The sequence below is a fragment of the Serpentinimonas barnesii genome (assembly GCF_000696225.1).
Taxonomy (GTDB): Bacteria; Pseudomonadota; Gammaproteobacteria; order Burkholderiales; family Burkholderiaceae_C; genus Serpentinimonas; species Serpentinimonas barnesii.
In genome coordinates this window covers 13,393-35,080 of the sequence record NZ_BAWN01000025.1, presented here as the reverse complement: position 1 = coordinate 35,080, position 21,688 = coordinate 13,393, and the positions used below count along the sequence as shown (strand labels likewise).

Below are 21,688 nucleotides of genomic sequence, written 5' to 3'. Positions count from 1 at the left end.
GGCGCCCGCCGCCTTGGGGCGGCCCGGCGGCGGCGGGGTTGATGCCCCCACGCTTGCCGCTGGTGGCGGCGCGCAACGGGTCTTCATGCGCAGCCTGGCCACGCGCGACTTTGGCAGCGAAATCAGCGCCGCCCTGCCCGATGTGCTCGCGGCGTGCAAGGTGGCGGGCTTCGATCTGATCATCGTCGAGACCTCGGGCATCGGCCAGGGTGACGCCGCCATCGTGCCGCTGGTCGATGTGCCGCTGTACGTGATGACGCCCGAATTCGGCGCCCCCAGCCAACTTGAAAAAATCGACATGCTCGACTTTGCCGAGTTCGTGGCCATCAACAAGTTCGACCGCAAGGGCGCGCTCGACGCGCTGCGCGACGTGGCCAAGCAGGTGCAGCGCAACCGCCAGGCCTGGAGCCAGAGCCCGGAGCAGATGCCGGTTTTTGGCACCACCGCCAGCCGCTTCAACGACGACGGCGTGAGCGCCCTCTACCAGGCGCTCAAACCGCGCTTGGCCGCGCTCGGCCTGCCGTTGCCGCTGGGCGCAGAGGGCGGGCGTCTGCCGCCCGTGAGCGTGCGCCACAGCTCCAACCAGTCGCCCGTGCTGCCGCCCGCGCGCACCCGCTACCTGGCCGAAATCGCCGAAACCGTGCGCGGCTACAAGCAGCAGGCGCGCGCGCAGGCGCGGCTGGCGCGCGAAATCCAGCAACTGCGCGCCGCCAGCGCCATGCTGCGGGTGGACAAGGCGCACCGCCCCAAGGCCGCCGAAGCCACGCTGGAATTGGCCGAACAGCGCGAGCAGCGGCTGGACCCGGCGGCGCGCAAGCTGCTGGCGCAGTGGCCCGCCATGCAGCAGGCCTACGCCGGCGACGAGTACGTGGTGAAAATCCGCGACCGCGAAATCCGCACCGCTTTGGTGCACACCACGCTCTCGGGCAGCAAAATCCGCAAAGTGGTGCTGCCGCGCTACGAGTGCGAGGGCGAAATCCTCAAGTGGCTGCTGCTCGACAACGTGCCCGGCAGCTTCCCCTACACCGCCGGCGTGTTCGCCTTCAAGCGCGAAAACGAAGACCCGACGCGCATGTTCGCCGGCGAGGGCGACGCCTTTCGCACCAACCGCCGCTTCAAGCTGCTGTCGCAGGGCATGGAGGCCAAGCGCCTGAGCACGGCCTTCGATTCGGTCACGCTCTACGGCGCCAACCCCGATCCGCGGCCCGACATCTACGGCAAAGTGGGCAACAGCGGCGTGAGCATCGCCACCCTCGACGACCTCAAAGTGCTCTACAGCGGCTTTGACCTGTGCAACCCGAGCACCAGCGTGTCGATGACCATCAACGGCCCGGCCCCGACCATTCTGGCGATGTTCATGAACACCGCCATCGACCAGCAGATCGACAAGTTCAAGACCGACAACGGGCGCGAACCGACCGACACCGAAGCCGCCAAAATCCGCGCCTGGGTGCTGGCCAATGTGCGCGGCACGGTGCAGGCCGACATCCTCAAAGAGGACCAGGGCCAGAACACCTGCATCTTCAGCACCGAGTTCAGCCTGAAGGTGATGGGCGACATCGCCGAGTGGTTCGTGCACCACGATGTGCGCAATTTTTACTCGGTCAGCATCAGCGGCTACCACATTGCCGAGGCCGGCGCGAACCCGATCAGCCAGCTTGCCTTCACGCTCTCCAACGGCTTCACCTTCGTCGAAGCCTATCTGGCGCGCGGCATGCACATCGACGACTTTGCGCCCAACCTGAGCTTCTTTTTCAGCAACGGCATGGACCCGGAATACACCGTGTTGGGCCGGGTGGCGCGGCGCATCTGGGCCGTGGCCATGCGCGACAAATACGGTGCCAACGAACGCAGCCAAAAGCTCAAATACCACGTGCAAACCAGCGGCCGCAGCCTGCACGCGCAAGAGATCGCCTTCAACGACATCCGCACCACGCTGCAGGCGCTGATCGCCATTTACGACAACTGCAACAGCCTGCACACCAACGCCTACGACGAGGCCATCACCACGCCGACCGAAGAAAGCGTGCGCCGCGCCATGGCGATTCAGCTCGTGATCAACCGCGAGTGGGGCTTGGCGAAAAACGAGAACCCGAACCAGGGTGCCTTCATCATCGACGAGCTCACCGAGCTGGTGGAAGAAGCGGTGCTGGCCGAGTTCGAGCGCATCAGCGAGCGCGGCGGGGTGCTGGGCGCGATGGAAACCGGCTACCAGCGCGGGCGCATCCAAGACGAATCGATGCACTACGAGCACCTCAAGCACAGCGGCGCCTACCCGATCATCGGCGTCAACACCTTTCGCAACCCGCACGGCGACGCGCTGCCCACGCAGATCGAGCTGGCGCGCTCGTCCGAGGCCGAAAAACAATCGCAACTGCAAAGGCTGGAGGCGTTCCACGCCCGCCACGCCGAGCAGGCCCCAGCTATGCTCAAGCGCTTGCAGCAGGCGGTGATCGACAACCAGAACGTGTTCGAGCTGCTGATGCAGGCGGTGCGCGTGGCATCGCTGGGGCAGATCACGCAGGCGCTGTTCGAGGTGGGCGGGCAGTACCGGCGCAGCATGTGAGCGCGGCCGGGGCACGCTGCGGGCTTCAGTCCAACGGCCAGACTGCGCCGTTGTCGTTCAAGATGGCGTCTAGCGGCCAGTCGTGCGGCTCGGGCTCGAGGTCGGGCAAAAAGCCCTGGGTGTAGGCCAGCCCCACGGTGTAGGGGCGCGGCTGCAACTGCGCCAGCGTGCGGTCGTAAAAGCCGCCGCCATAGCCCAGCCGGTAGCCGCCCGGCCCGTAGCCCACGCAGGGCACAAACAGCAGCGTGGGTTCGATGCGCTCGGTGCCCTTGGGCTTGGGGATGTCGTAGGCGTCTTCTTCCATCGGGCAGCCAGGGTACCAGCGGTGAAAGCTCAGCGTTTTGTTGCTTTTGTCGATCACCGGCAGGCCGATTTTGCGCTCGCGGCTGGCCCCCAGCGCGTCGGCCTCGCGCCCGGCCTCTTGCCAGCGAAACAAGGCCGGCAACGGGTCGAACTCGCCCTTGATTGGCCAGTAGGCGCCTATGGCGGTGTCGGGCCGATCGACCAGCCACACCCGCATGACGCGCTGCAGCGCCTCGTTGCGCGCCAGCCGGTCACCCAAGCGCAGGCGCTGCTCAATGAGGTGCTGGCGCCACTGGGTTTTACGCGCCGGCTGGTCAAGTGGGCTTTTGTTGTCCATAATCGGCGAATGCAAAAATTGTGCGTGGATCGGAGCGCTGCGGCGCGGCGGCTGCTGCCTTGGGCAGCGTTCATCTTACTGCCTCTGGGCGCGGTGGGGGCGACTGCCCTGCCTGCAACACCACCGCCCGCTGCCACGGTTGCGGCTGCAGCGGGCGCTGTGCCCGCTGCACTCAGCGCCGCCGACCGCGTTCTGCTCGACATGGGCCGCGCCTTCGAGCGCAACGACACCCCGCGCCTAGCGGCCCTGCTGCCGCAAGTAGCCGGGCATCCGCTGGAGCCACTGGCCGGCTACTGGGAGCTGTCGGCGCGGCTGCGCAGCGCCAGCCCCGAGGAAATCCGCGCTTTTATGCGCCGCTGGAGCGGCACCGCTTACGAAAACCGGCTGCGCACCGAGTGGATGATCGAACTCGGCAACAACCGCAACTGGGCAACCTTCAACGAAGAGCTGCCGCAGTGGCGCCCCACCAGCGAGCGCGAGCTGCGTTGCCTGATTCTGGCCGCGCCGGGGCCACGCCCAGCGGCTGAGCGCGCCGCCGAACTGGCCCCGCTGTGGCTGGGCCAAACCCGCGCCGACGAAGGCTGCGCGCTGGCTGCCGAACAGTTGCTGGCCGCTGGTGCGCTCGCGCCCGAAGTGGTCTGGCAGCGCGCCCGGCTGGGAGCGGAAAACAACCAGCGCGCCATCTCCACCCAGGCGGTGCGCCTGGTTGCCCCCGGCCGCGCCGCCGATGTGGCAGGCATCATGGAAAACCCGGCGCGCTTTCTGGCCGCCGACAGCTCGGCTGCGCACACGCGCGAGCTGATCACGCTGGCCCTGATCCGGCTGGCCATGAACGACCCGGCGGCAGCGGCCGAGCAACTGGGCAGCGCACGCTGGCGCACCCAGCTCGGCCCCGAGGAGCAAAGCTGGGTGCGCGGTGTGATTGGCCGGCGCCTCACGCAGCGCCTCGATGCAGACGCGCTGGAGCACTTTGGCCGCGCCCAAGTCGAGCACCTGCACGACGAGCACCTGATCTGGAAAACCCGCGCCGCCCTGCGCGGCGGCAACTGGGGCATGGTGCATGAGGCCATCATGGCCATGAGCCCGGCGCAGCGCGATCAGCCGGCTTGGAGCTACTGGCTGGCGCGCGCGCTGATCGAGCGCGCCCGCAGCGCCCCGGCGGCGCAGGCGGCGCAAATGCGCCAGCAAGCCCAAGGCCTGTACCAGCGCATCGCCGGCGTGGGCGGCTTTTACGAGCAGCTTGCCCTGGAAGCGCTGGGGCAGGCCATCACCACCCCGCCCGCCCCGGCCCCACTCACGGCGGCCGAAATCGCTGCGGCGCGCAACAACCCCGGCTTGCAGCGCGCCCTGCACGCCATCGCCATTGGCTTGCGCGCAGAGGGTGTGCGCGAGTGGAACTACCAGACCATCACGCACCAGAGCGGCGGCCTGAGCGACCGCGAGCTGCTGGCTGCGGCCGACTTCGCCTGCAGCCGCCAGGTCTGGGACCGCTGCATCAGCACCAGCCTGCGCACCCGGCAGGAAGTCGATCAGCGCCAGCGCTTCCCCACGCCCTTTCGCGAGCAGGTGGTGCAGCGCAGCCGCGAGATCGGGCTCGACCCGGCCTATGTGTTTGGCCTGATCCATCAAGAAAGCCGCTTCGTTATGGATGCGCGCTCGCACGTGGGTGCCTCTGGCCTGATGCAGGTCATGCCCGCCACCGCGCGCTGGACTGCGCGCCAGATCGGGCTGCGCGACTTCCAGCCCGAGCAGATCAACGACCGCGACACCAACATCGTCATCGGCACCGCCTATTTGCAACTGGCGCTGGAGAACTTCGACGGCGTGCGGGCGCTGGCGGCCGCGGCCTACAACGCCGGTGCCGGACGGCCGCGCCAGTGGCGCAACGGCCCGGTGCTGGAGGCCGCGATCTGGATCGAGAACATTCCCTTTGCCGAAACGCGCGACTACGTGCAGCGCGTGCTGGCCAACTCCACCAACTACGCCGCCCTCATGAGCGGGCAGCCGCAGCGCATCAGCGCGCACCTGCCCCCCATCGGGCCGCGCGCGGCCAATGCCGCCAGCGCCCCCAACGCAGCCACCACGGCGGCCCGGCCTTGATGCGCGCGATGGCTCCTCCAACCCGAACCCGATCGACCCCATGAACAACGTCCTGATTTTGGGCGGCACCGGCTTTGTCGGCCGCCACCTGTGCGAGCGGCTCAACCGGGCCGGCATTCGCGCCACCGTGCCGACCCGACGCCTGCGCAACGCCCAGGCGGTGCAGACGCTGCCGCTGGTGCAACCCCTCGAAGCCGATGTGCACGATGCGCAAGCGCTGGCGCGGCTGCTGCCCGGCCACGACGCCGTGGTCAACCTGATCGCGGTGCTGCACGGCAGCCGCCAGCGCTTCGAGCAGGTGCACGTGGAGCTGCCGCGCAAGCTGGCGCAAGCCATGCAAGCCAGCGGCGTGCGCCGCCTGGTGCACGTGAGCGCGCTTGGCGCCAGCGCCAACGGCCCGTCCGACTACCAAGCCACCAAAGCCGCGGGCGAGGCGCTGCTGCAAAGCGCCGGGCTGGACCTCACCATCTTGCGCCCGAGCGTGATCTTTGGCGCCGAAGACCGCTTCCTCAATCTCTTTGCCACGCTGCAAAAGCTGTTCCCGATCATGCCGCTGGCGGGTGCACAGGCGCGGCTGCAACCGGTCTGGGTCGGCGATGTGGCGCAGGCGCTGCTTTACTGCCTGCAACACCCGGCCACCAGCGGCCAGATTGTCGAGTGCGCTGGCCCCGAAGTCTTTACCTTGGCCGACTTGGTGCGGCTGGCCGGCAGGCTAAGCGGCCATGTGCGCCCGGTGCTGCCCTTGCCCATGGCGCTGGGCCACTTGCAGGCGGCGCTGTTGCAGTGCCTGCCCGGCGAGCCGCTGCTGAGCCGCGACAACCTGCGCTCGCTGCAAGTGGACAACGTGGCCAGCGGCAAACTGCCGGGCCTGCAAGCGCTGGGCATCACACCCCAAGCGCTGGAGCCGCTGGCGGCGCGCTACCTGGAACAAGCCGGCCGCGCCGACCCGCTGCTGGCGCTGCGGCAAAATGCGGCCAAGCGCAAATAAAACCTACGCTCCACCCTATACCCTACCGCCCTACCCCAGCCCACCATGAGCAAAAGCACCACCAAGTCGGCCAGCAAAGCCGCCCTGCCAGCGCCCGCCACCCTGCCCACAGCGCCGCCAGCGGACTTGATCCCAGCCCCCACCGAACCGATCTCGGCGCACCGCGCCCAGCACCAGCGCGTCATAAGCAACCGCTTGCGCCGCATCGAAGGCCAGGTGCGCGCCTTGGTGCATATGATCGACGAAGGCCGCCCCTGCGAAGACATCGCGCAGCAAATGGCCGCTGCCCGCAAGGCACTCGACAAAGCCTTTTACCGCATGATGGCCTGCTCCATGATGGAGGCCGTCGGCGGCTCGGACGCCGAAAACGACCTCGAACGCTCCACCCGCATCCTGGAAAAATACGCCTGAGCGGCTATCGGCCAGCCCGTGCACGCTGATGCGGCCCGATTGCGCTCCTAGCACCCACCCGATGCAAATCTACCTCGTCGGCGGGGCCGTGCGCGACGGCCTCTTGGGCCACTACCACCTGGCGCACCGCCGCCCCGACGGCAGCGTGCACGCCGACCGCGACTGGGTGGTGGTGGGGGCCACGCCCGAGCAGATGCGGGCGCAGGGCTACTTGCCCGTGGGGCGCGACTTCCCGGTGTTCCTGCACCCGCATACGCACGAGGAATACGCGCTGGCGCGCACCGAGCGCAAGACCGCGCGCGGCTACCACGGCTTCGATTTTTACGCCGACCCGACGGTGTCTATCGAGCAAGACCTGGGACGGCGCGACCTGAGCATCAACGCCATGGCGCTGCCCGCCGCTGCGCTCGACGCCGAGGGGCGCTTCGACCCGCACAGCCCGGCGTTGATCGACCCCTACGGCGGCCGCGCCGATTTGCAAGCCAAGGTGCTGCGCCACGTCACGCTGGCTTTTGCCGAAGACCCGGTGCGCATCTTGCGCATGGCGCGTTTTGCCGCCCGCTGGAGCGATTTTCAGATCGCGCCCGCAACCTTGGCCCTGATGCAGCAGATGGTGGCGCACGGCGAAGCCGACCACTTGGTGCCGGAGCGGGTCTGGCAGGAGCTGTCGCGCGGCCTGCTGGAGCCGCGCCCCTCGCGCCTGCTGACCGTGCTGCGCCAGTGCGGTGCGCTGCGCGTGCTGCTGCCCGAAGTCGATGCGCTCTGGGGCGTGCCACAGCGCCCCGAACACCACCCGGAAGTCGATACCGGGGTGCACCTGGAACTGGTGCTCGACATGGCGGCGCGACTCGGGGCGGGGCTGGAAGTGCGCTACGCCTGCCTCTGCCACGACCTCGGCAAGGGCAGCACCCCGGCCGAGCTGCTGCCGCGCCACCACGGGCACGAGCAGCGCAGCGCCAAGTTGGCGCAGGCCATCGGGCAGCGCTGGCGCGTGCCGCGCGACTGCCGCGAACTGGCCGACGTGGTGGCGCGCGAGCACGGCCATATCCACGCCAGCTTGGGGCTGGGCGCGGCGGCCACGCTGCGCCTGTTGCAGCGCTGCGATGCGCTGCGCCGCCCCGAGCGCTTCGAGCAAGTGCTGCTGGCCTGCGAGGCCGACGCGCGCGGCCGGCTCGGCCACGAGTCCAACGCCTACCCGCAGGCGCAGCGGCTGCGGCTGGCCTTGCAGGCGGCGCTGGCGGCCGACACCGCCACGGTGGCAACGGCGCTGCAGGCGCAGCCCGGGCTGAACCCGCGCACCAGCGGCCCGCAGATCGGGCGCGCTATCGAAGCGGTGCGCGAGGCCGCCATCGAGGCGGCCTTGCTGGTGGCAACCCCCTAAGCCGCCCACCAAGCCACCCGCAGCGCCTCAGAGCGTGTGCGTCCGATCCCCCACCCGCAGCCCCGAGGGCAGCCAACCCTGCTGCAACGCCGCCGGGGCCAGCGCCAACACCTTGAACAGCTCGCCCATCTCGTGTTCGTTCACCAGCCGGGCGGCGGCGGCGCGTTCGGCCAAGCCCCAGTCTGCCGCACCCTCGAACAGCCCGGCATTGATTAAAAAGCGCCCCTGGCTGGTGTAGCCCAGCACCTCCAAACCGCCCTGCTGCGCCGCCAGCGCAATGCCTGTGAAGTTCACATGCGCCGTGATGTCTTTCAGCCCCACCTCGGCCAGCGGGTCGGCGTCGGCGCGGTGGGCGCGGTGGCACATCAGGGTGCCGCCGCTGCGCTGCGGGTGGTAGTACTCGGCCTCGGGGAAGCCGTAGTCGATGAAAAACGCCACCCCGCGCTGCCAGCGCTCGGCCAAGGTGGCGATGAAAGCCTCGGCCTGCGGGTGGATTTCGCACAGGTAGTCGTGCTCGCCAGGGATTTGCAGCGGCGGGCGCAAGTCCGTGGGGCGATCCGCCCAATCAAAGGTCTGCGCACCATGTGCCGAAGGCGGCCCCCCAGCCAACCCCACCCCGCGCTCATGCCAGACCCCGCTGCGGCGGCACAGCAACTGCACCGGCATCGCATCGAGCACCTCGTTGCCCAAGATCACCCCCTGCATCTGCGGCGGCAAGGCATCGGCCCAGGCCACGTGCGGGGCAAAGGCCGCCAGCCGCTGCTGCTGGCGCCCGCGCAGCTCGGCGGATAGCTCGACCAAGGTGTAGCGCGCCAGCGCCACCCCGTCGGCCTGCAATTGCTGCAGCACCTGCTGCGCCAGCGCCCCGCTGCCGCCGCCAAACTCCCACACCTCATCGGTGCCGCTGGCCTGCAGCGCCTGCGCCACCTGGCGCGCCAGCGTGCGGCCAAAGGCCGGTGTAAGCTCCGGCGCGGTGACGAAATCGCTGCCGCTGGCCGGCATGGCCCCAAACTTGCGCCCCGCGTGCGCGTAGTAACCCAGCCCGGGCTGGTACAGCGCCAGCGCCATGAAACGGTCAAAGGGCAGCCAACCACCAGCCGCCTGAACTTGCTGGCGGATAATGCCGGCCAGTTGTACCGCCGAGGGCTCTGTAAAGGAATCGTTAGTCATGAGATGCAGAAAAGCGCTGTTTGGCCGCCTGGGAAGGGGTTCTGGCGGATGTGCTGGCGGCCGCCCACCCCAACCGCCCACATCGGCCTTGGCCGATTTTCCCGCTTTTTTCGCCGACCCAAGCGGCGCCGTCGCCGGGGGCCAGCCATGAGCCGGCGCGTGCTCATCACCGGCGGCGCGCAACGCCTGGGCGCCGAACTGGTGCAGTGCTTTGCGCGCGCGGGCTGGCAGGTCTGGTGCCATTACCACCGCTCGGCTGCGCAAGCACAGGCTTTGCAAGCACGCTTGCAGGCCGAGGGCTTGCGCATCGAGCTGATTGCGGCCGAACTGGGCGACGAAAGCGCCTTGCGCGCCATGATGGATCACATCGCCGCCCACGGCGGGGCGCTGCAGGCGCTGGTCAACAACGCGGCCCTGTTCGAGCCCGACACCGGGCTGGACTTCAAACCCGATCAGGCCTTGCGGCAACTGCAGGTCAACCTGCTGGCGCCGTTGCTGCTGGGTCAACTGCTGGCGCAGCAGCAAGCCGTCACCGCGCCACAGCCGCTGCAGGCCCGCGCCCAAGCCCAACCACAGACCGGGTCTGCCCCCAGCCCCTGCCTGATCCACATCCTGGATCAAAAAGTCTACAACCTCAACCCCGACTATTTCTCCTACACCCTGTCCAAACAGGCGCTGGAGCGCGCCGTCGCCCTGCAAGCCCAAGCACTGGCGCCCACGGTGCGCGTGTGCGGCGTCGCACCCGGCCTGTTGTACCTAAGCGGGCCGCAGAGCCCGGAAAATTTTCACTTGGCCAGCCGCATCAACCTGCGCCGCCAACCCATAGCCCCGCAAGACGTGGCCAAAACCTGCCTCTTCATGGCCGAAACCCCTTCCATCTGCGGCACCACGCTGTGCGTGGACAACGGCCAACACCTCGTGCCCCTGAACCAGGACGTGATGTTCGCCGTCGATCAATGGCTTGCTGCACACCCATGAATACCCGCACCGCCCCCGCTGCACGCCCCGACGCGCCCCCGCCCAGCCTGCACCACTGCCGCAAGCTGTTTTTGCGCCGCCTCGAGGTGCAGGCCCAGATCGGCATCCACGACTTCGAGCAAGTGGCCCCGCAGCGGCTCTGGATCGACGTCGATCTGTACGTGCCCTATGCCCAGACCACCCCCTTGCGCGATCAGATCGACGAAGTGGTGGACTACGACTTCGTGCGCGCCGTGGTGGCGCAGCGCCTCGCCCAAGGCCCGATCGGCCTGCAAGAAACCCTGTGCGACGACTTGGCCCAGCGCCTGCTGGCGCACCCCGGCGTGCAGGCGGTGCGCCTATCAACCTGCAAGCCTGACGTCTACCCCGATTGCGAGAGCGTGGGCGTCGAGGTCTTTCATACCAAAGCCGAGCGCCAAGGGACCCCCCAAGCATGAGCCCCCCCGCCCACGCCGCCCACGCCGGCACCCAAATCCTCACCCTCACCGGCCTGTGCTTTGACGCCAACCTAGGCATACTCGATCACGAGCGCAGCAGCCCGCAGCCCATCCGCGTCGATGCCGATCTCAACCAGGGCACGCAGCCGCTGCAGCCGCACGACGACGACATCAGCCACGTGCTCGACTACCGCAAGGTGCGCCAGATCATCATCGACGAGTGCACCGCCGAGCACGTGAACCTATTGGAGAGCCTGATCGGCAAGCTGGCGCTGCGCCTGCTGCGGCTGCCGGGCGTGATCGGGGTGCGGGTGCGCATCGCCAAGCTCGAAATTTTTGACGACTGCGAAGTGGCCATTCGGATCGAGAGCGGGCAGTGGTGAAGGCGGGCGCGGACAGCGGGTGCGGGTGCCGCTCTGCCCCCTAGGCCGCTGCCCCTAGGCTACAGCCTGACCGCAGCGCACGCTTGGGGGGCATGCTAAACTGTCTGACCTATTTCCCTCTTTTCCCTAGGCGGCGAGATGAACCAAGCGCTGGGCCAGCGTTGCCCTTGCGTTCCCCGTTGGCGATCGTGGATCTGCGTTTTCAGCCCTGATGGTGCAAGTTCGTATGATGCAACGACGTGAGCAATTCAAGCTGGCTGCCGCCTTGGCTGCCTCGGCTGTGTTGCCGCTGCGCGCCCAAAGCGCCGCCACCCCGCTGCGTTTTGGCGTCGTGCCCTACTTGCCAGCGCGGCGTCTGGCGGTGCTGTTCGAGCCGGTGCGGGCTTTTTTTGAGCGCCAGTTGCAAACCCCGGTGCAGTTTCATTTGGCCCCAGACTACGCCGCGCACCTTGACATGTTGCGCCGCCACGATTACGACCTCACCGCCGATGCGCTGATTTTTTCGCGCATCGCGCAGCGCCAGTTTGCCTATCTGCCACTGGCGCGCACCCAGGCCCCGCTGCAACCGGTGCTGGTGACGCGCCGCAGCGGGGCCCCCATCACGGACCTGAACGCCCTGCGCGGCCAAACTGTGGCCGTCTCTGACGGATTGGCCACCCTGACCGTGATCGGCATGCGCTTTCTGCGCGACAACGGCCTGCGCCCCGGCACCGATGTGCAGGTTCGCATTGCGGGCAGCCACGCCAATGCCATGCAACTGGTGCTGCTCGGGCAAGCGCAAGCGGCCGTGGTTTCGCTCACGGCGCTGCGCCAAGTGGACCCCGCCGTGGCGGCGCAGTTGCAAGTGATGCGCGAACTGCCCGCCGCGCTCTCGGCCGTGGTCTATCTGCTAAGCCCTAGGCTGGCGCACCTAGCCCCCACGCTGGCTCCGGCGCTGCTGCAATTTGCCAACCAGCAACCGGTTGGACGCGCCTTTGTGCAGGAGCTGGGACACCAAGGCTTGCTGCCCGTGGGGCCGGAATTGGCCCAGGTCGATCCGCTGGTGGTCGAGTTGTACCGCTTGTTGGCGCAAGGCGGTACATGAGCCCCCGCTGCAGCAGTCAGTCGCTGACCGCTCACCGCTTTCCGCCACCCCTTGCACCAACCGCTGCCCGCGCCGATGTCTAATTGGTTTCAAACGCAGCGCGCGCGCTTTCCCGCCAGCTTGCAAACCCAGTTTGCGCTGCTGGTTGCGCTGGTGGTGGGGTCTGCCACCCTGCTCATGGCCGTGGCCGCTGCCACCGTGTTCGTGCTGCACGCGCAGCGCTTGGAGCAGCAGCAAACCCAGACCTTGGCCAGCACGCTGGCGCTGGCGCTGCAGACGCCACTGCTGGAGCGTGATTTTGCCCAAATGTCCGATTTGCTCGCCGCCACCCAGGCGCACGAGGCCATTGGTTTTGTGCGGGTGCACCAAGACGACCACTTCGTGCTGGCCGAGTTTGGGCAGCGCCGGCACGGCTGGCTGGCGCCCGCTCTGATTGAATCCGACATCGCCTTGGGTGGCCGCAGCTTGGGCCGCCTGTCGATCCAAATGAGCACCACCACGCTCGAAGACTCGGCCCCCTACGTGCTGCTGGCCCTGCTGCTGGCGCTGCTGCTCTCGCTGATTTGCTCGCAGGCGGTGTTTCGGTATTTCGTGCGGCTGCACCTAACGCGTGCGCGCCAGTTGCGCTTGGCCATCGAGGCCTTTGGCCAAGGCCAGACTGGGGTGCGCGCCGACCTGCAAGGCCGTGACGAACTGGCCCATTTTGCCGCCGCTTTCGACCGCGCCGCCCACGAGGTGGAGCAGCACAAGGCCGCCTTGACGCAGGCCAAGTTCGAGGCCGAGGCCGCCAACCGCGCCAAATCGCAGTTTCTGGCCAATATGAGCCACGAAATCCGCACCCCCATGAACGCCGTGCTGGGCCTGACGCAACTGGTGCGCGACCAAAACCTGCCCGAGCGCCCGCGCCAGATGCTCGACATGGTGCTGCGCTCGGGCCGCTCGCTGCTGAGCTTGCTCAACGACATCCTAGACTTTTCCAAAATCGACGCCGGGCGGCTCGAACTGGAGCACATTCCCTTCTCCATCGAGCAGGTGCTGCGCGATGTGAGCGACCTGTTTAGCAGCCGCTTGACCGAGAAAAGCCTCGAACTGCTGGTCGACTTGGCGCCGGACCTGCCCAATGAGGTTCTCGGCGACCCGCTGCGCCTGCGCCAGGTGCTGGTCAACTTGGTGGGCAACGCCATCAAGTTCACCGAGCGCGGTGTGGTTACGGTGCGGGTGCGCGCCAGCGGCCCGCAGCAGCCCGCCGATGGCCGCTTAATGGTTCGCTTCGAGGTCAGCGACACCGGCATCGGCATGAGCGAAACCGTGGCGGCGCAACTGTTCCAGCCCTTTATGCAGGCCGATAGCAGCGTGACGCGCCGCTATGGTGGCACTGGCTTGGGGCTGGCGATCTGCCAGCGCTTGGTGCAGCTCATGGGCGGCTCGATCGGCGTGCGCAGCACGCTGGGCCAAGGCTCGACCTTCAGCTTTGAAGTTCCGCTCGCCAGCACCTCGGCGCAAACCGCGCCCGCCGTGCAGCCGCAAGCGCTGGGCCTCAAGGTGCTGATCGTGGACGACCAAGAAAGCGCACGCGCCATCTTCAGCACCCAACTCACCGCCTGGCAGATTGAGCACGCCTGCGCCGCCAGCGGCCCCGAGGCGCTGGATCTGTTGGCGGCGGCGCAGGCGGCCGGCAGCCCGTTTGGCACCTTGTTGCTGGACTGGAAAATGCCCGGCATGGACGGCGTCGAGCTGTTGCACCGCATCGCCTCCCATCCGCAGCGCTACGGCCAGGCACCGGCCACGCTGATGGTCACCGCCCACGATGGCGAGCCACTGCTGCAGGCGCTGGGCGATATTCCAGCGCTGGCCGTGCTGCGCAAACCGGTGCTGCCTTCGGTGCTGCTCAACGCCTTGAGTGGCCACGCCTTGGCCAGCCCGGGCTCATGGTGTGCGCTGCCCGAACACACGAGCCTGCACTTTCAGTCGGCCCGCGTGCTGGTGGCCGAAGACAACCCCTTGAACCAGCAAGTGGCCCAAGGCCTGCTCGAAAGGCTCGGCTGCCGCGTCACCCTGGCGCACGATGGCCAGCAGGCACTGGCGCTGGCGCGCACGCAGCCCTTCGATCTGATCCTGATGGATTTGCACATGCCGGTGCTCGATGGGTTGCAAGCCGCGCGCCAGTTGCGTGCGCTGCCGCAAGGCCAGGCAGTGCCCATCATCGCCTTGTCGGCCGCCGTGTTCGACGAAGACCGCCGGCGCTGCCTGGATGCGGGCATGAACGGTTTTGTGCCCAAGCCCATCGATCCGGCCGAACTCGCGCGTGTGCTGGCGCAGCATTTGCCCGCACCGCATTTGCCTGCGCAAGCGCTGCCGCCGCATCTGAGCCCACCCGCTGCCTCGGCACCCACGCCAGCCACCGCAGCGGCGGATGCGGTGCTGGATTTCGAAGCCGCCTTGCAGCGCTGCGCCGGCCAGCGCCCGCTGCTGCTGCGGCTGCTGCGCGACTTTGCGCACCAGCAGACCCGCACCGTGGAACTGCTGGCCAACGAGCTGGCGCTGGGCGAACTGGAGGCCGCAGCCGGGCCACTGCACAGCCTCAAAGGGGTGGCAGCCAACCTGGGGCTGCTGGCACTGGCGCAAGCGGCGCGGCAAGCAGAAGCCGAACTCAAGGCCCAGCGCATACCAGATCTGCAAGCGCTGGAGATGCAACTGGAGCGCGCGCTGGCAGCCATTGCCGGCTTGGAACAGGGCCCCGATGGCGCGCATCAAACCGCTGCTTCGGTGCCTGCGGCATACACCGCACCCACGCCCGCAACCCAGGCGCCAGACAGCGCCGAAGCCGCCCTGCAAACCGTGTTGCAAGGCCTGCGCCCCCTGCTGGCCGAAGGCGAACTGCCGCCCGACAATCTGATCGAAGATTTGACCGCACTGCTACCGAGCCTGCCCGCCCAGCAATCGCTTATCATGCGTTTATTGCAATTAATAGATGATTTCGACTACCCCGGCGCGCTGCGCCTGATCGACTCCCTGTTGCCGCCACCGGCCAGCCACACCGCCGCACCCGCCCCATGAGTGAGCCGCACCCCGAAGCCCCGCGGGCTCCCGCCAAACCGTTGCTGTTGCTGGTCGATGACGTACCCACCAACCTGCACCTGTTGGCGGCGCTGCTCAAGGCCGATTACCGCATCAAGACCGCCACCAGCGGCCAAGCGGCGCTGGATCTGATCGCACGCACCGAACACCCCGAACTGATTTTGCTCGATGTGATGATGCCCGGCATGAGCGGCATCGAGGTGCTGCGCCACCTTCGTGCCGACCACACCACGCACGAAATCCCGGTGATCTTCGTCTCGGCCGACACCTCCGAGCAAACCCAGCTCGACGGGCTGGAACTCGGGGCCGACGACTACCTCACCAAGCCCGTGGTGGGCACGGTGCTGCGGGCACGGGTCAAAAACATTCTGGCGCGCAAGCGCAACGAGCGCCAGTTGCGCCTGGCCGCGCACGTGTTCGACTACAGCGGCGAAGCCATCCTCATCACCGACCGCGACAACTGCATCATCGAAGCCAACCCGGCCTTCACGCGCCTGACCGGCTACAGCGCCGAGGAAGTGCGCGGGCAGGACCCGCGCATCCTGTCCTCGGGGCGCAACCCGCGCGCGCTCTACGCCGAAATGTGGCGCGCCATCAAAGACCGGGGTTTTTGGCAGGGCGAGCTGTGGGATCGGCACAAAAACGGCGCCACCGAGCCGCGCCTGGTCACCATTTCCACGGTGTGCAACCCACACGGCGAGATCGACTACCACATCTCCACCTTCTCTGACATTCGCGAGCAAAAGGCCACCGAGGAGCGCATCCGCCGCATCGCCTACCACGACTCGCTCACCGGCTTGCCCAACCGCTTGCATTTGAGCGCCGCACTGGAGCAAGCGCTGAACCAGGCGCAGCGCAGCGGCACCGAAGTGGCGCTGCTGTTCATCGACATGGACCGCTTCAAGCTCATCAACGACACCCTGGGGCACCAGGTCGGCGACGAGTTGCTGGTCGAGGTCGCGCAGCGCCTCAAGGCCTGCGTGCGCGAATCCGACATCGTGGCGCGCCAAGGTGGCGATGAGTTCGTGGTTGCCATCACCGGGCTGAGTGAAGATTTGGCGGCCACCGCGGTGGTGGGAAAAATCTTGGCCTCCCTCGGTCAGCCCTACCTCATTGGCCAGCGCGTGCTGCACTCCAGCCCCAGCATCGGCATCAGCATTTACCCAGTGGATGGCACCGACGCCACCACGCTGATGAAGCACGCCGACGCCGCCATGTACCACGCCAAGGACCTGGGGCGCAACCAGGTGCAGTACTTCAAGGCGGAGCTCAACGCGCAGGCGCAGCGCCGACTCGAACTCGAAACCGACCTGCGCGGAGCCTTGGCGTCGCAACAGTTCGAACTGCATTACCAGCCCAAGTGGTGCACCAAAAGCCAGCGCATCAGCGGCGTTGAGGCCCTGCTGCGCTGGCACCACCCGCGGCTCGGGCTGGTGCCGCCGCTGAGCTTCATTCCGCTGGCCGAAGAAACGGGCCTGATTGACTCCATTGGCCAATGGGTGCTGGAGCAGGCCTGCGGCCAACTGGCGGCTTGGCGCGACGCGGGCATTGTGGGCCTGTCGATGTCGACCAACCTGTCGGCGCATCAGTTGCGCTCAGCCCAGTTGCTGCCCAGTGTGCGCGCCTTGCTGGAGCGCTTTGCACTGCAAGAAGATGAGATCGAGTTTGAGATCACCGAATCGGTGGCCATGACCAACCCAGCGCAGGCCATCGAGTTATTGCGCGCCCTGCGCGCCTTGGGCGTGCGGCTGGCCATCGACGATTTTGGCACCGGTTATTCCTCGCTGGCCTACCTCAAGCACCTGCCCATCCAGTGCCTGAAGGTGGACAAAGGCTTTGTGCGCGACATCGAAACCGACAGCAACGACGCCGCCATCTGCGCCGCCACCATCGCATTGGCGCACCAGTTGGGGCTGGAGGTGGTGGCCGAAGGCGTGGAAACCCAAGCCCAAAGCGATTTTCTGACCAAGTTGCACCACTGCGACCAACTGCAGGGCTATTTGATCGGCCGGCCCATGCCTGCGGCCACCCTAACGCCGCTGCTGCGCCAAAGTAAGCAAAATTAGAAAGTTTATCTTTTTAGGATAACTTTCTGAACTGGGCTATAAGACTCCCATGAACCTCGAACGCGAAAACCACAAACTCGAAAAACGCCTGTGCCGCCTGACCGGCCAAGCGATTGCCGACTACCGCATGATTGAGGCCGGCGACCGCGTCATGGTCTGCCTCAGCGGCGGCAAAGACAGCTATGCGCTGCTCGACATTTTGCTCAAGCTGCGCCAGCGCGCCCCGATCGAGTTCGAGCTGATTGCCGTCAACTTGGACCAAAAACAACCCGGCTTTCCGGCCGAGGTGCTGCCCGCTTACCTGTCGCAGCTTGGGGTGCCCTTTCACATCGAGACCCAAGACACCTACCGCGTGGTGAAAAAAGTGATCCCCGAGGGCAAAACCCTGTGCAGCCTGTGCAGCCGCCTGCGCCGGGGCATTTTGTACCGCGTGGCGCGCGAACTGGGCTGCAACAAGATTGCGCTCGGGCACCACCGCGACGACATCTTGCAAACGCTGCTGCTCAATATGTTTTTTGGCGCCAAGCTCAAAGGCATGCCGGCCAAGCTGGTGAGCGACAACGGCGAATTCATGGTGATTCGGCCACTGGCCTACGTGGCCGAACCGGACCTGATCCGCTGGGCCGAAGTGCGCCAGTTCCCGCTCATCCCCTGCACCCTGTGCGGCAGCCAAGACAATCTGCAGCGCCAGCAAGTGGGCCAGATGCTGCGCGAGTGGGAGAAAAAACACCCGGGGCGGCTCGACAACATGCTCAAGGCGCTGCAAAGCGTGGTGCCCAGCCACCTGATGGACCGCGAATTGTTCCCTTTCGAGACCCTGCAAACCACGGGCCAGCCCTCGGACGAGGGCGATACCGTGTTCGATAGCGAAGAGGCGCCCGCAAACGCCGCCCCCACCGGACTGGGGGTGCCGGTGCCGGTTCCGGTATCGGTTTCGGTGCAAGCCCTGCGCCAAGCGCGCCCCGCCGCGGGCAGCGCGTGTGCCGCACCGCCGCCCGATCCAGCGCAAGCGCAGACTCAGGCCACCACGGCCTCGTAGCGCGCCAGCGCCTGGCGCAGCACCACATCGAGCTCGCGCGCGGCAAACTTGGCCACATAGGCGTCGGCCCCGGCGCTGCGCACGTGCTGCTCGTTGGTGTCGCCGGTGAGCGAGGAGTGGATCACCACCGGCACGCTGCGCATGACCGGGTCTTTTTTGATGTTGCGCGTGAGGGTGAAGCCGTCCATCTCGGGCATTTCGAGATCGGTCAACACCAGCGCCACGCGCTCGTTCAACTCCTGCCCCTGGGCCTTGCACTCGGCGGCAATGGCCTGCAGCCGATTCCAAGCCTCTTGGCCGGTCTTGGTCATTTCGTAGGGCAGCTTGAGCGCCTTCAACTCCTGCTCGATCATGCTGCGCGCCACGAAGGAGTCGTCGGCGGCCAGGATGATCGCGCCGGGGCGCAATTTAAGCTCGGGACCGCTGGAGTTGGCCTTGAGGTTCACTTCCTCAGCCGGCAAAATGCGCTGCAAAATCGATTCCACATCCAAAATCTGCGCCAGCCGGGTGCTGTTTTTGTCGCCATCGAGGCGCGCGATGCTGGTCACGTAGCCGCGCGCCATGGCTTCGTCGGCCGACAAAATTTGCTTCCAATCTAGGCGCACGATGTCTTCCACCGACTCGGCCGCAAAGGCTTGCGTGGTGCGCGCGTACTCGGTCACCAGCATGATGTTGAGGCCGGTCTTGGGCACACAGCCCACCACGGCCGGCAGGTCGATCACCGGGATCACCTGGCCGCGCAGGTTCACCACCCCCAGCACGTGCTGCGGCGCACCGGCCATGGCCGTGACTGCGGGCATGGCCACGATCTCGCGGATTTTGAACACATTGATGCCAAACAGCTCGGAGCGCTCGCTGCCCTTGGCGTCGCCAAGCCTGAACAGCAGCATCTCGAACTTGTTGGAACCGGTCAGGTTGGTGCGCTCGTCGATCTCTTTTTGGGCAGCAGTGGGCATAAAAACTCCTCGTGGCGACAGCACCGCGCCATCCCCGTTACCATTCTAGGGCTTGCCGATCTGCTGTCGGCTTTTTTTAGGGGACACAAGCGTGCACTGCACCCGCATTTTGGCGATCCGGCACGGCGAAACCGCCTGGAACCGCGACAACCGCATCCAAGGCCAGCTCGACATCGAGCTCAACATGACCGGCCGTTGGCAGGCCGAACGCACCGCCGAGGCGCTGCGCGGCGAGCCGCTGGGGGCCGTTTACAGCAGCGATTTGTTGCGCGCCGCCGACACCGCCTCCGCCATCGCCCGCACCCAAGGCCTGGAGACGCAACTGCACCTGGGTTTGCGCGAGCGCCACTTTGGCGTCTGCCAAGGCAGCCGCTGGAGCGAACTCGAAACCACGCAGCCCGATCTCACCGAGCTTTGGCGCCGCCGCGTGCCGGATTTCGCCCCGCCGGGTGGCGAGTCGCTGCTGGCGCTGCGCCAGCGCGTGCAGCAGGCGCTGGAAGAAGTGGCGGCGGCGCACCTGGGGCAGCAGATCGTGATCGTCACCCACGGCGGCGTGCTCGATACCCTGTACCGCCTGGCCACCGGGGTGGACTTGCAAGCGCCGCGCACCTGGCAGTTGGGCAACGCCGCCATCAACCGCCTGCTCTGGAGCCCGCAGGGGCTGCGGCTGGTGGGCTGGGCCGACACCCTGCACCTGGACGCCGCGCCGGTCGATGAGCCGCTGAGCTAAGCCCCTCGCGCCCGTCTTGTAGGCTTGGTCACTCGGCGGCAAAGAGGTCGTGGGCGGCGCTGGGCGCTGCCAGCCCCAAGTGCCGGTACGCGGCTTGGGTGGCGATGCGCCCGCGCGGGGTGCGCTGCAAATAGCCTTGCTGGATCAAATAGGGCTCGATCACGTCCTCGATGGTGCCGGGCTCCTCGCCGATGCTGGCGGCGATGTTGTCCAGCCCCACGGGGCCGCCGTCGAATTTGTGGATCAGCGCTTCCAGCAGCTTGCGGTCCATCAGGTCAAAACCGAGCGCATCGACGTCGAGCATGGTCAGGGCGCGCTGCGCTGTCTGCTCGGTGATGCGGCCGTCGCCCTTGACTTCGGCGTAGTCGCGCACCCGGCGCAGCAGCCGATTGGCAATGCGCGGGGTGCCCCGCGAGCGGCGCGCAATCTCAAAGCCCCCGGCGGCATCCAGCGGCACCGCCAGCAGGCCGGCGCTGCGGCGCACGATCAGCTCCAGCTCCTCGGGGCTGTAAAACTCCAGCCGCGCCACGATGCCAAAGCGATCGCGCAACGGATTCGTGAGCATGCCCGCGCGCGTGGTCGCCCCCACCAGCGTGAAGGGCTGCAAATCGAGCTTGATCGAGCGCGCCGCCGGCCCTTCGCCGATCATGATGTCGATCTGGTAGTCCTCCAGCGCCGGGTACAGGATTTCCTCCACCACCGGCGAGAGGCGGTGGATTTCGTCGATGAACAGCACATCGTTGGGCTCTAGGTTGGTGAGCAGCGCCGCCAGGTCCTTGGGCTTTTCCAGCACCGGGCCGCTGGTTTGGCGCAGGTTCACGCCCAGCTCATAGGCGATGATGTGGCTGAGCGTGGTTTTGCCCAAGCCCGGCGGGCCAAACAGCAGCACGTGGTCGAGCGCCTCGCGCCGCTTCTTGGCCGCCCCAATGAAAATCTCCAACTGCTCGCGCGCCTTGGCCTGCCCCACGTACTCGGCCAGCCCCTTGGGGCGCAGGGCGCGCTCCAGCGCCTCCTCGCGTGGGCTTTCGGGCCGCGCCGACACGGTGCGCCGGGCGGCGGGGGCAAAGTCGTCGGTTTCTATGCTCATGGCAGCCCCTTAGCGCGCCAGCGCTTTCAGCGCCAGCTTGATGCCCTCGCTCACCCCCACCTCGGGCGGCAGCGCCTTCAGCGCGGCGGCGGCCTCGCGTTCGTTGTAGCCCAGCGCCAGCAGGGCTTGCTCAATGTCGGTCTGCGCCGCGCTGGCGGGTGGTGTGCGCCCAGGCACCAACGGCCCCAGATCGGCCCCGAGCTTGCCCTTGAGTTCGAGCAGCAGCCGGTCGGCGGTTTTTTTGCCTACGCCCGGCACCTTGATCAGGCGCGCCCCGTCTTGCGCCGTGACCGCCTGCGCCAGCTCGGCCACGCTCAAGCCCGACAAAATCGACAGCGCCAGCCGCGGCCCAATGCCCGCAATCTTGATCAACTGCCTAAAGGCCTGGCGCTCCACCGCCGTGGCAAAGCCGTACAGCAGGTGCGCGTCTTCGCGCACCACCTGGTGCGCCAGCAGCGCCACCGGCGCACCCAGCGCGGGCAGGCCGTAGAAGGTGCTCATGGGCACCTCAAGCTCGTAGCCCACGCCGTGGCAGTCGATCACGATCTGCGGCGGCGATTTTTCCAACAGGGTGCCGCTTAATTTGCCTATCAT

General features: G+C 67.2%; 18 protein-coding genes. 13 read left to right on the top strand and 5 right to left on the bottom strand.

Annotated features, from left to right (window positions below):
* Nucleotides 1–2,566 (top strand): fused isobutyryl-CoA mutase/GTPase IcmF (icmF, locus tag SRAH_RS08260; protein WP_052369141.1); only part of this gene is annotated, 2,566 nt, incomplete at its 5' end.
* Between the two features lie 25 nt (nt 2,567–2,591).
* On the opposite strand, the gene SRAH_RS08255 is transcribed toward icmF, so the two are convergent.
* Nucleotides 2,592–3,206, bottom strand: a complete 615-nt coding sequence (locus SRAH_RS08255) for a 5-formyltetrahydrofolate cyclo-ligase (protein ID WP_045476788.1) — start codon at nt 3,204–3,206, stop codon at nt 2,592–2,594.
* A 9-nt stretch (nt 3,207–3,215) separates the two neighbouring features.
* On the opposite strand from SRAH_RS08255, the gene SRAH_RS08250 reads away from it, so the two are divergent.
* The 4 genes from SRAH_RS08250 (at nt 3,216) to SRAH_RS08235 (ending at nt 8,086) form a co-directional block, all read left to right on the top strand.
* A complete protein-coding gene (locus tag SRAH_RS08250) occupies nt 3,216–5,306 on the top strand; it encodes a lytic transglycosylase domain-containing protein (RefSeq protein WP_082210138.1) in 2,091 nt (696 codons plus the stop codon).
* A 40-nt stretch (nt 5,307–5,346) separates the two neighbouring features.
* Nucleotides 5,347–6,294: a complex I NDUFA9 subunit family protein gene (locus SRAH_RS08245; protein ID WP_029462872.1), complete on the top strand. Its 948-nt coding sequence runs from the start codon at nt 5,347–5,349 to the stop codon at nt 6,292–6,294.
* A 45-nt stretch (nt 6,295–6,339) separates the two neighbouring features.
* The gene (locus SRAH_RS08240; RefSeq protein ID WP_082039995.1) at nt 6,340–6,705 is read left to right on the top strand and encodes a metal-sensitive transcriptional regulator; all 366 of its coding nucleotides are present in this window, start codon (nt 6,340–6,342) and stop codon (nt 6,703–6,705) included.
* A 61-nt stretch (nt 6,706–6,766) separates the two neighbouring features.
* On the top strand, nt 6,767–8,086 hold the full coding sequence (locus tag SRAH_RS08235) for a multifunctional CCA addition/repair protein (RefSeq protein WP_029462870.1): 1,320 nt from the start codon (nt 6,767–6,769) through the stop codon (nt 8,084–8,086).
* Nucleotides 8,087–8,113: 27 nt separating this feature from the next.
* On the opposite strand, the gene SRAH_RS08230 is transcribed toward SRAH_RS08235, so the two are convergent.
* Nucleotides 8,114–9,256, bottom strand: a complete 1,143-nt coding sequence (locus SRAH_RS08230; protein ID WP_029462869.1) for a class I SAM-dependent methyltransferase — start codon at nt 9,254–9,256, stop codon at nt 8,114–8,116.
* A 147-nt stretch (nt 9,257–9,403) separates the two neighbouring features.
* Between SRAH_RS08230 and SRAH_RS08225 the strand changes: the two genes are divergently transcribed.
* The 7 genes from SRAH_RS08225 (at nt 9,404) to ttcA (ending at nt 18,321) form a co-directional block, all read left to right on the top strand.
* Nucleotides 9,404–10,234 (top strand): SDR family oxidoreductase, encoded by an 831-nt coding sequence (locus SRAH_RS08225; protein ID WP_029462868.1) that lies wholly within the window; start codon nt 9,404–9,406, stop codon nt 10,232–10,234.
* Complete coding sequence (locus SRAH_RS08220) at nt 10,231–10,671, top strand: dihydroneopterin aldolase (protein ID WP_045476785.1); 441 nt, start codon at nt 10,231–10,233, stop codon at nt 10,669–10,671. The genes SRAH_RS08225 and SRAH_RS08220 overlap by 4 nt, the downstream gene beginning before the upstream one ends.
* Nucleotides 10,668–11,054: a dihydroneopterin aldolase gene (locus SRAH_RS08215; RefSeq protein ID WP_029462866.1), complete on the top strand. Its 387-nt coding sequence runs from the start codon at nt 10,668–10,670 to the stop codon at nt 11,052–11,054. Before SRAH_RS08220 ends, SRAH_RS08215 begins: the two co-directional genes overlap by 4 nt.
* 226 nt (nt 11,055–11,280) lie before the next feature.
* On the top strand, nt 11,281–12,138 hold the full coding sequence (locus tag SRAH_RS08210) for a phosphate/phosphite/phosphonate ABC transporter substrate-binding protein (protein ID WP_029462865.1): 858 nt from the start codon (nt 11,281–11,283) through the stop codon (nt 12,136–12,138).
* Nucleotides 12,139–12,213: 75 nt separating this feature from the next.
* A complete protein-coding gene (locus SRAH_RS08205; RefSeq protein WP_052369140.1) occupies nt 12,214–15,195 on the top strand; it encodes a response regulator in 2,982 nt (993 codons plus the stop codon).
* Complete coding sequence (locus SRAH_RS08200; RefSeq protein ID WP_045476781.1) at nt 15,192–17,282, top strand: EAL domain-containing response regulator; 2,091 nt, start codon at nt 15,192–15,194, stop codon at nt 17,280–17,282. Before SRAH_RS08205 ends, SRAH_RS08200 begins: the two co-directional genes overlap by 4 nt.
* Nucleotides 17,283–17,331: 49 nt before the next feature.
* The gene (gene ttcA / locus SRAH_RS08195) at nt 17,332–18,321 is read left to right on the top strand and encodes a tRNA 2-thiocytidine(32) synthetase TtcA (protein WP_082210136.1); all 990 of its coding nucleotides are present in this window, start codon (nt 17,332–17,334) and stop codon (nt 18,319–18,321) included.
* Here ttcA and SRAH_RS08190 read toward each other — a convergent pair.
* Nucleotides 18,300–19,277 (bottom strand): chemotaxis protein, encoded by a 978-nt coding sequence (locus tag SRAH_RS08190; RefSeq protein WP_029462861.1) that lies wholly within the window; start codon nt 19,275–19,277, stop codon nt 18,300–18,302. The two genes, ttcA and SRAH_RS08190, sit on opposite strands and share 22 nt — an antisense overlap.
* Nucleotides 19,278–19,368: 91 nt before the next feature.
* Between SRAH_RS08190 and SRAH_RS08185 the strand changes: the two genes are divergently transcribed.
* Nucleotides 19,369–20,007, top strand: coding sequence for a histidine phosphatase family protein (locus SRAH_RS08185; protein ID WP_029462860.1), 639 nt, complete (start codon nt 19,369–19,371; stop codon nt 20,005–20,007).
* A 28-nt stretch (nt 20,008–20,035) separates the two neighbouring features.
* Here SRAH_RS08185 and ruvB read toward each other — a convergent pair whose 3' ends face one another.
* Together ruvB and ruvA are read right to left on the bottom strand one after the other, a co-directional pair.
* Complete coding sequence (gene ruvB / locus SRAH_RS08180) at nt 20,036–21,094, bottom strand: Holliday junction branch migration DNA helicase RuvB (RefSeq protein ID WP_029462859.1); 1,059 nt, start codon at nt 21,092–21,094, stop codon at nt 20,036–20,038.
* 9 nt (nt 21,095–21,103) lie between these two features.
* A complete protein-coding gene (gene ruvA, locus SRAH_RS08175) occupies nt 21,104–21,688 on the bottom strand; it encodes a Holliday junction branch migration protein RuvA (RefSeq protein WP_029462858.1) in 585 nt (194 codons plus the stop codon).

Coding starts and splice junctions, on each gene's coding strand:
- SRAH_RS08255 (WP_045476788.1), bottom strand. CDS start 3,206: ATGGACAACAAAAGCCCACTTGACCAGCCGGCGCGTAAAACCCAGTGG.
- SRAH_RS08250 (WP_082210138.1), top strand. CDS start 3,216: ATGCAAAAATTGTGCGTGGATCGGAGCGCTGCGGCGCGGCGGCTGCTG.
- SRAH_RS08245 (WP_029462872.1), top strand. CDS start 5,347: ATGAACAACGTCCTGATTTTGGGCGGCACCGGCTTTGTCGGCCGCCAC.
- SRAH_RS08240 (WP_082039995.1), top strand. CDS start 6,340: ATGAGCAAAAGCACCACCAAGTCGGCCAGCAAAGCCGCCCTGCCAGCG.
- SRAH_RS08235 (WP_029462870.1), top strand. CDS start 6,767: ATGCAAATCTACCTCGTCGGCGGGGCCGTGCGCGACGGCCTCTTGGGC.
- SRAH_RS08230 (WP_029462869.1), bottom strand. CDS start 9,256: ATGACTAACGATTCCTTTACAGAGCCCTCGGCGGTACAACTGGCCGGC.
- SRAH_RS08225 (WP_029462868.1), top strand. CDS start 9,404: ATGAGCCGGCGCGTGCTCATCACCGGCGGCGCGCAACGCCTGGGCGCC.
- SRAH_RS08220 (WP_045476785.1), top strand. CDS start 10,231: ATGAATACCCGCACCGCCCCCGCTGCACGCCCCGACGCGCCCCCGCCC.
- SRAH_RS08215 (WP_029462866.1), top strand. CDS start 10,668: ATGAGCCCCCCCGCCCACGCCGCCCACGCCGGCACCCAAATCCTCACC.
- SRAH_RS08210 (WP_029462865.1), top strand. CDS start 11,281: ATGATGCAACGACGTGAGCAATTCAAGCTGGCTGCCGCCTTGGCTGCC.
- SRAH_RS08205 (WP_052369140.1), top strand. CDS start 12,214: ATGTCTAATTGGTTTCAAACGCAGCGCGCGCGCTTTCCCGCCAGCTTG.
- SRAH_RS08200 (WP_045476781.1), top strand. CDS start 15,192: ATGAGTGAGCCGCACCCCGAAGCCCCGCGGGCTCCCGCCAAACCGTTG.
- ttcA (WP_082210136.1), top strand. CDS start 17,332: ATGAACCTCGAACGCGAAAACCACAAACTCGAAAAACGCCTGTGCCGC.
- SRAH_RS08190 (WP_029462861.1), bottom strand. CDS start 19,277: ATGCCCACTGCTGCCCAAAAAGAGATCGACGAGCGCACCAACCTGACC.
- ruvB (WP_029462859.1), bottom strand. CDS start 21,094: ATGAGCATAGAAACCGACGACTTTGCCCCCGCCGCCCGGCGCACCGTG.
- ruvA (WP_029462858.1), bottom strand. CDS start 21,688: ATGATAGGCAAATTAAGCGGCACCCTGTTGGAAAAATCGCCGCCGCAG.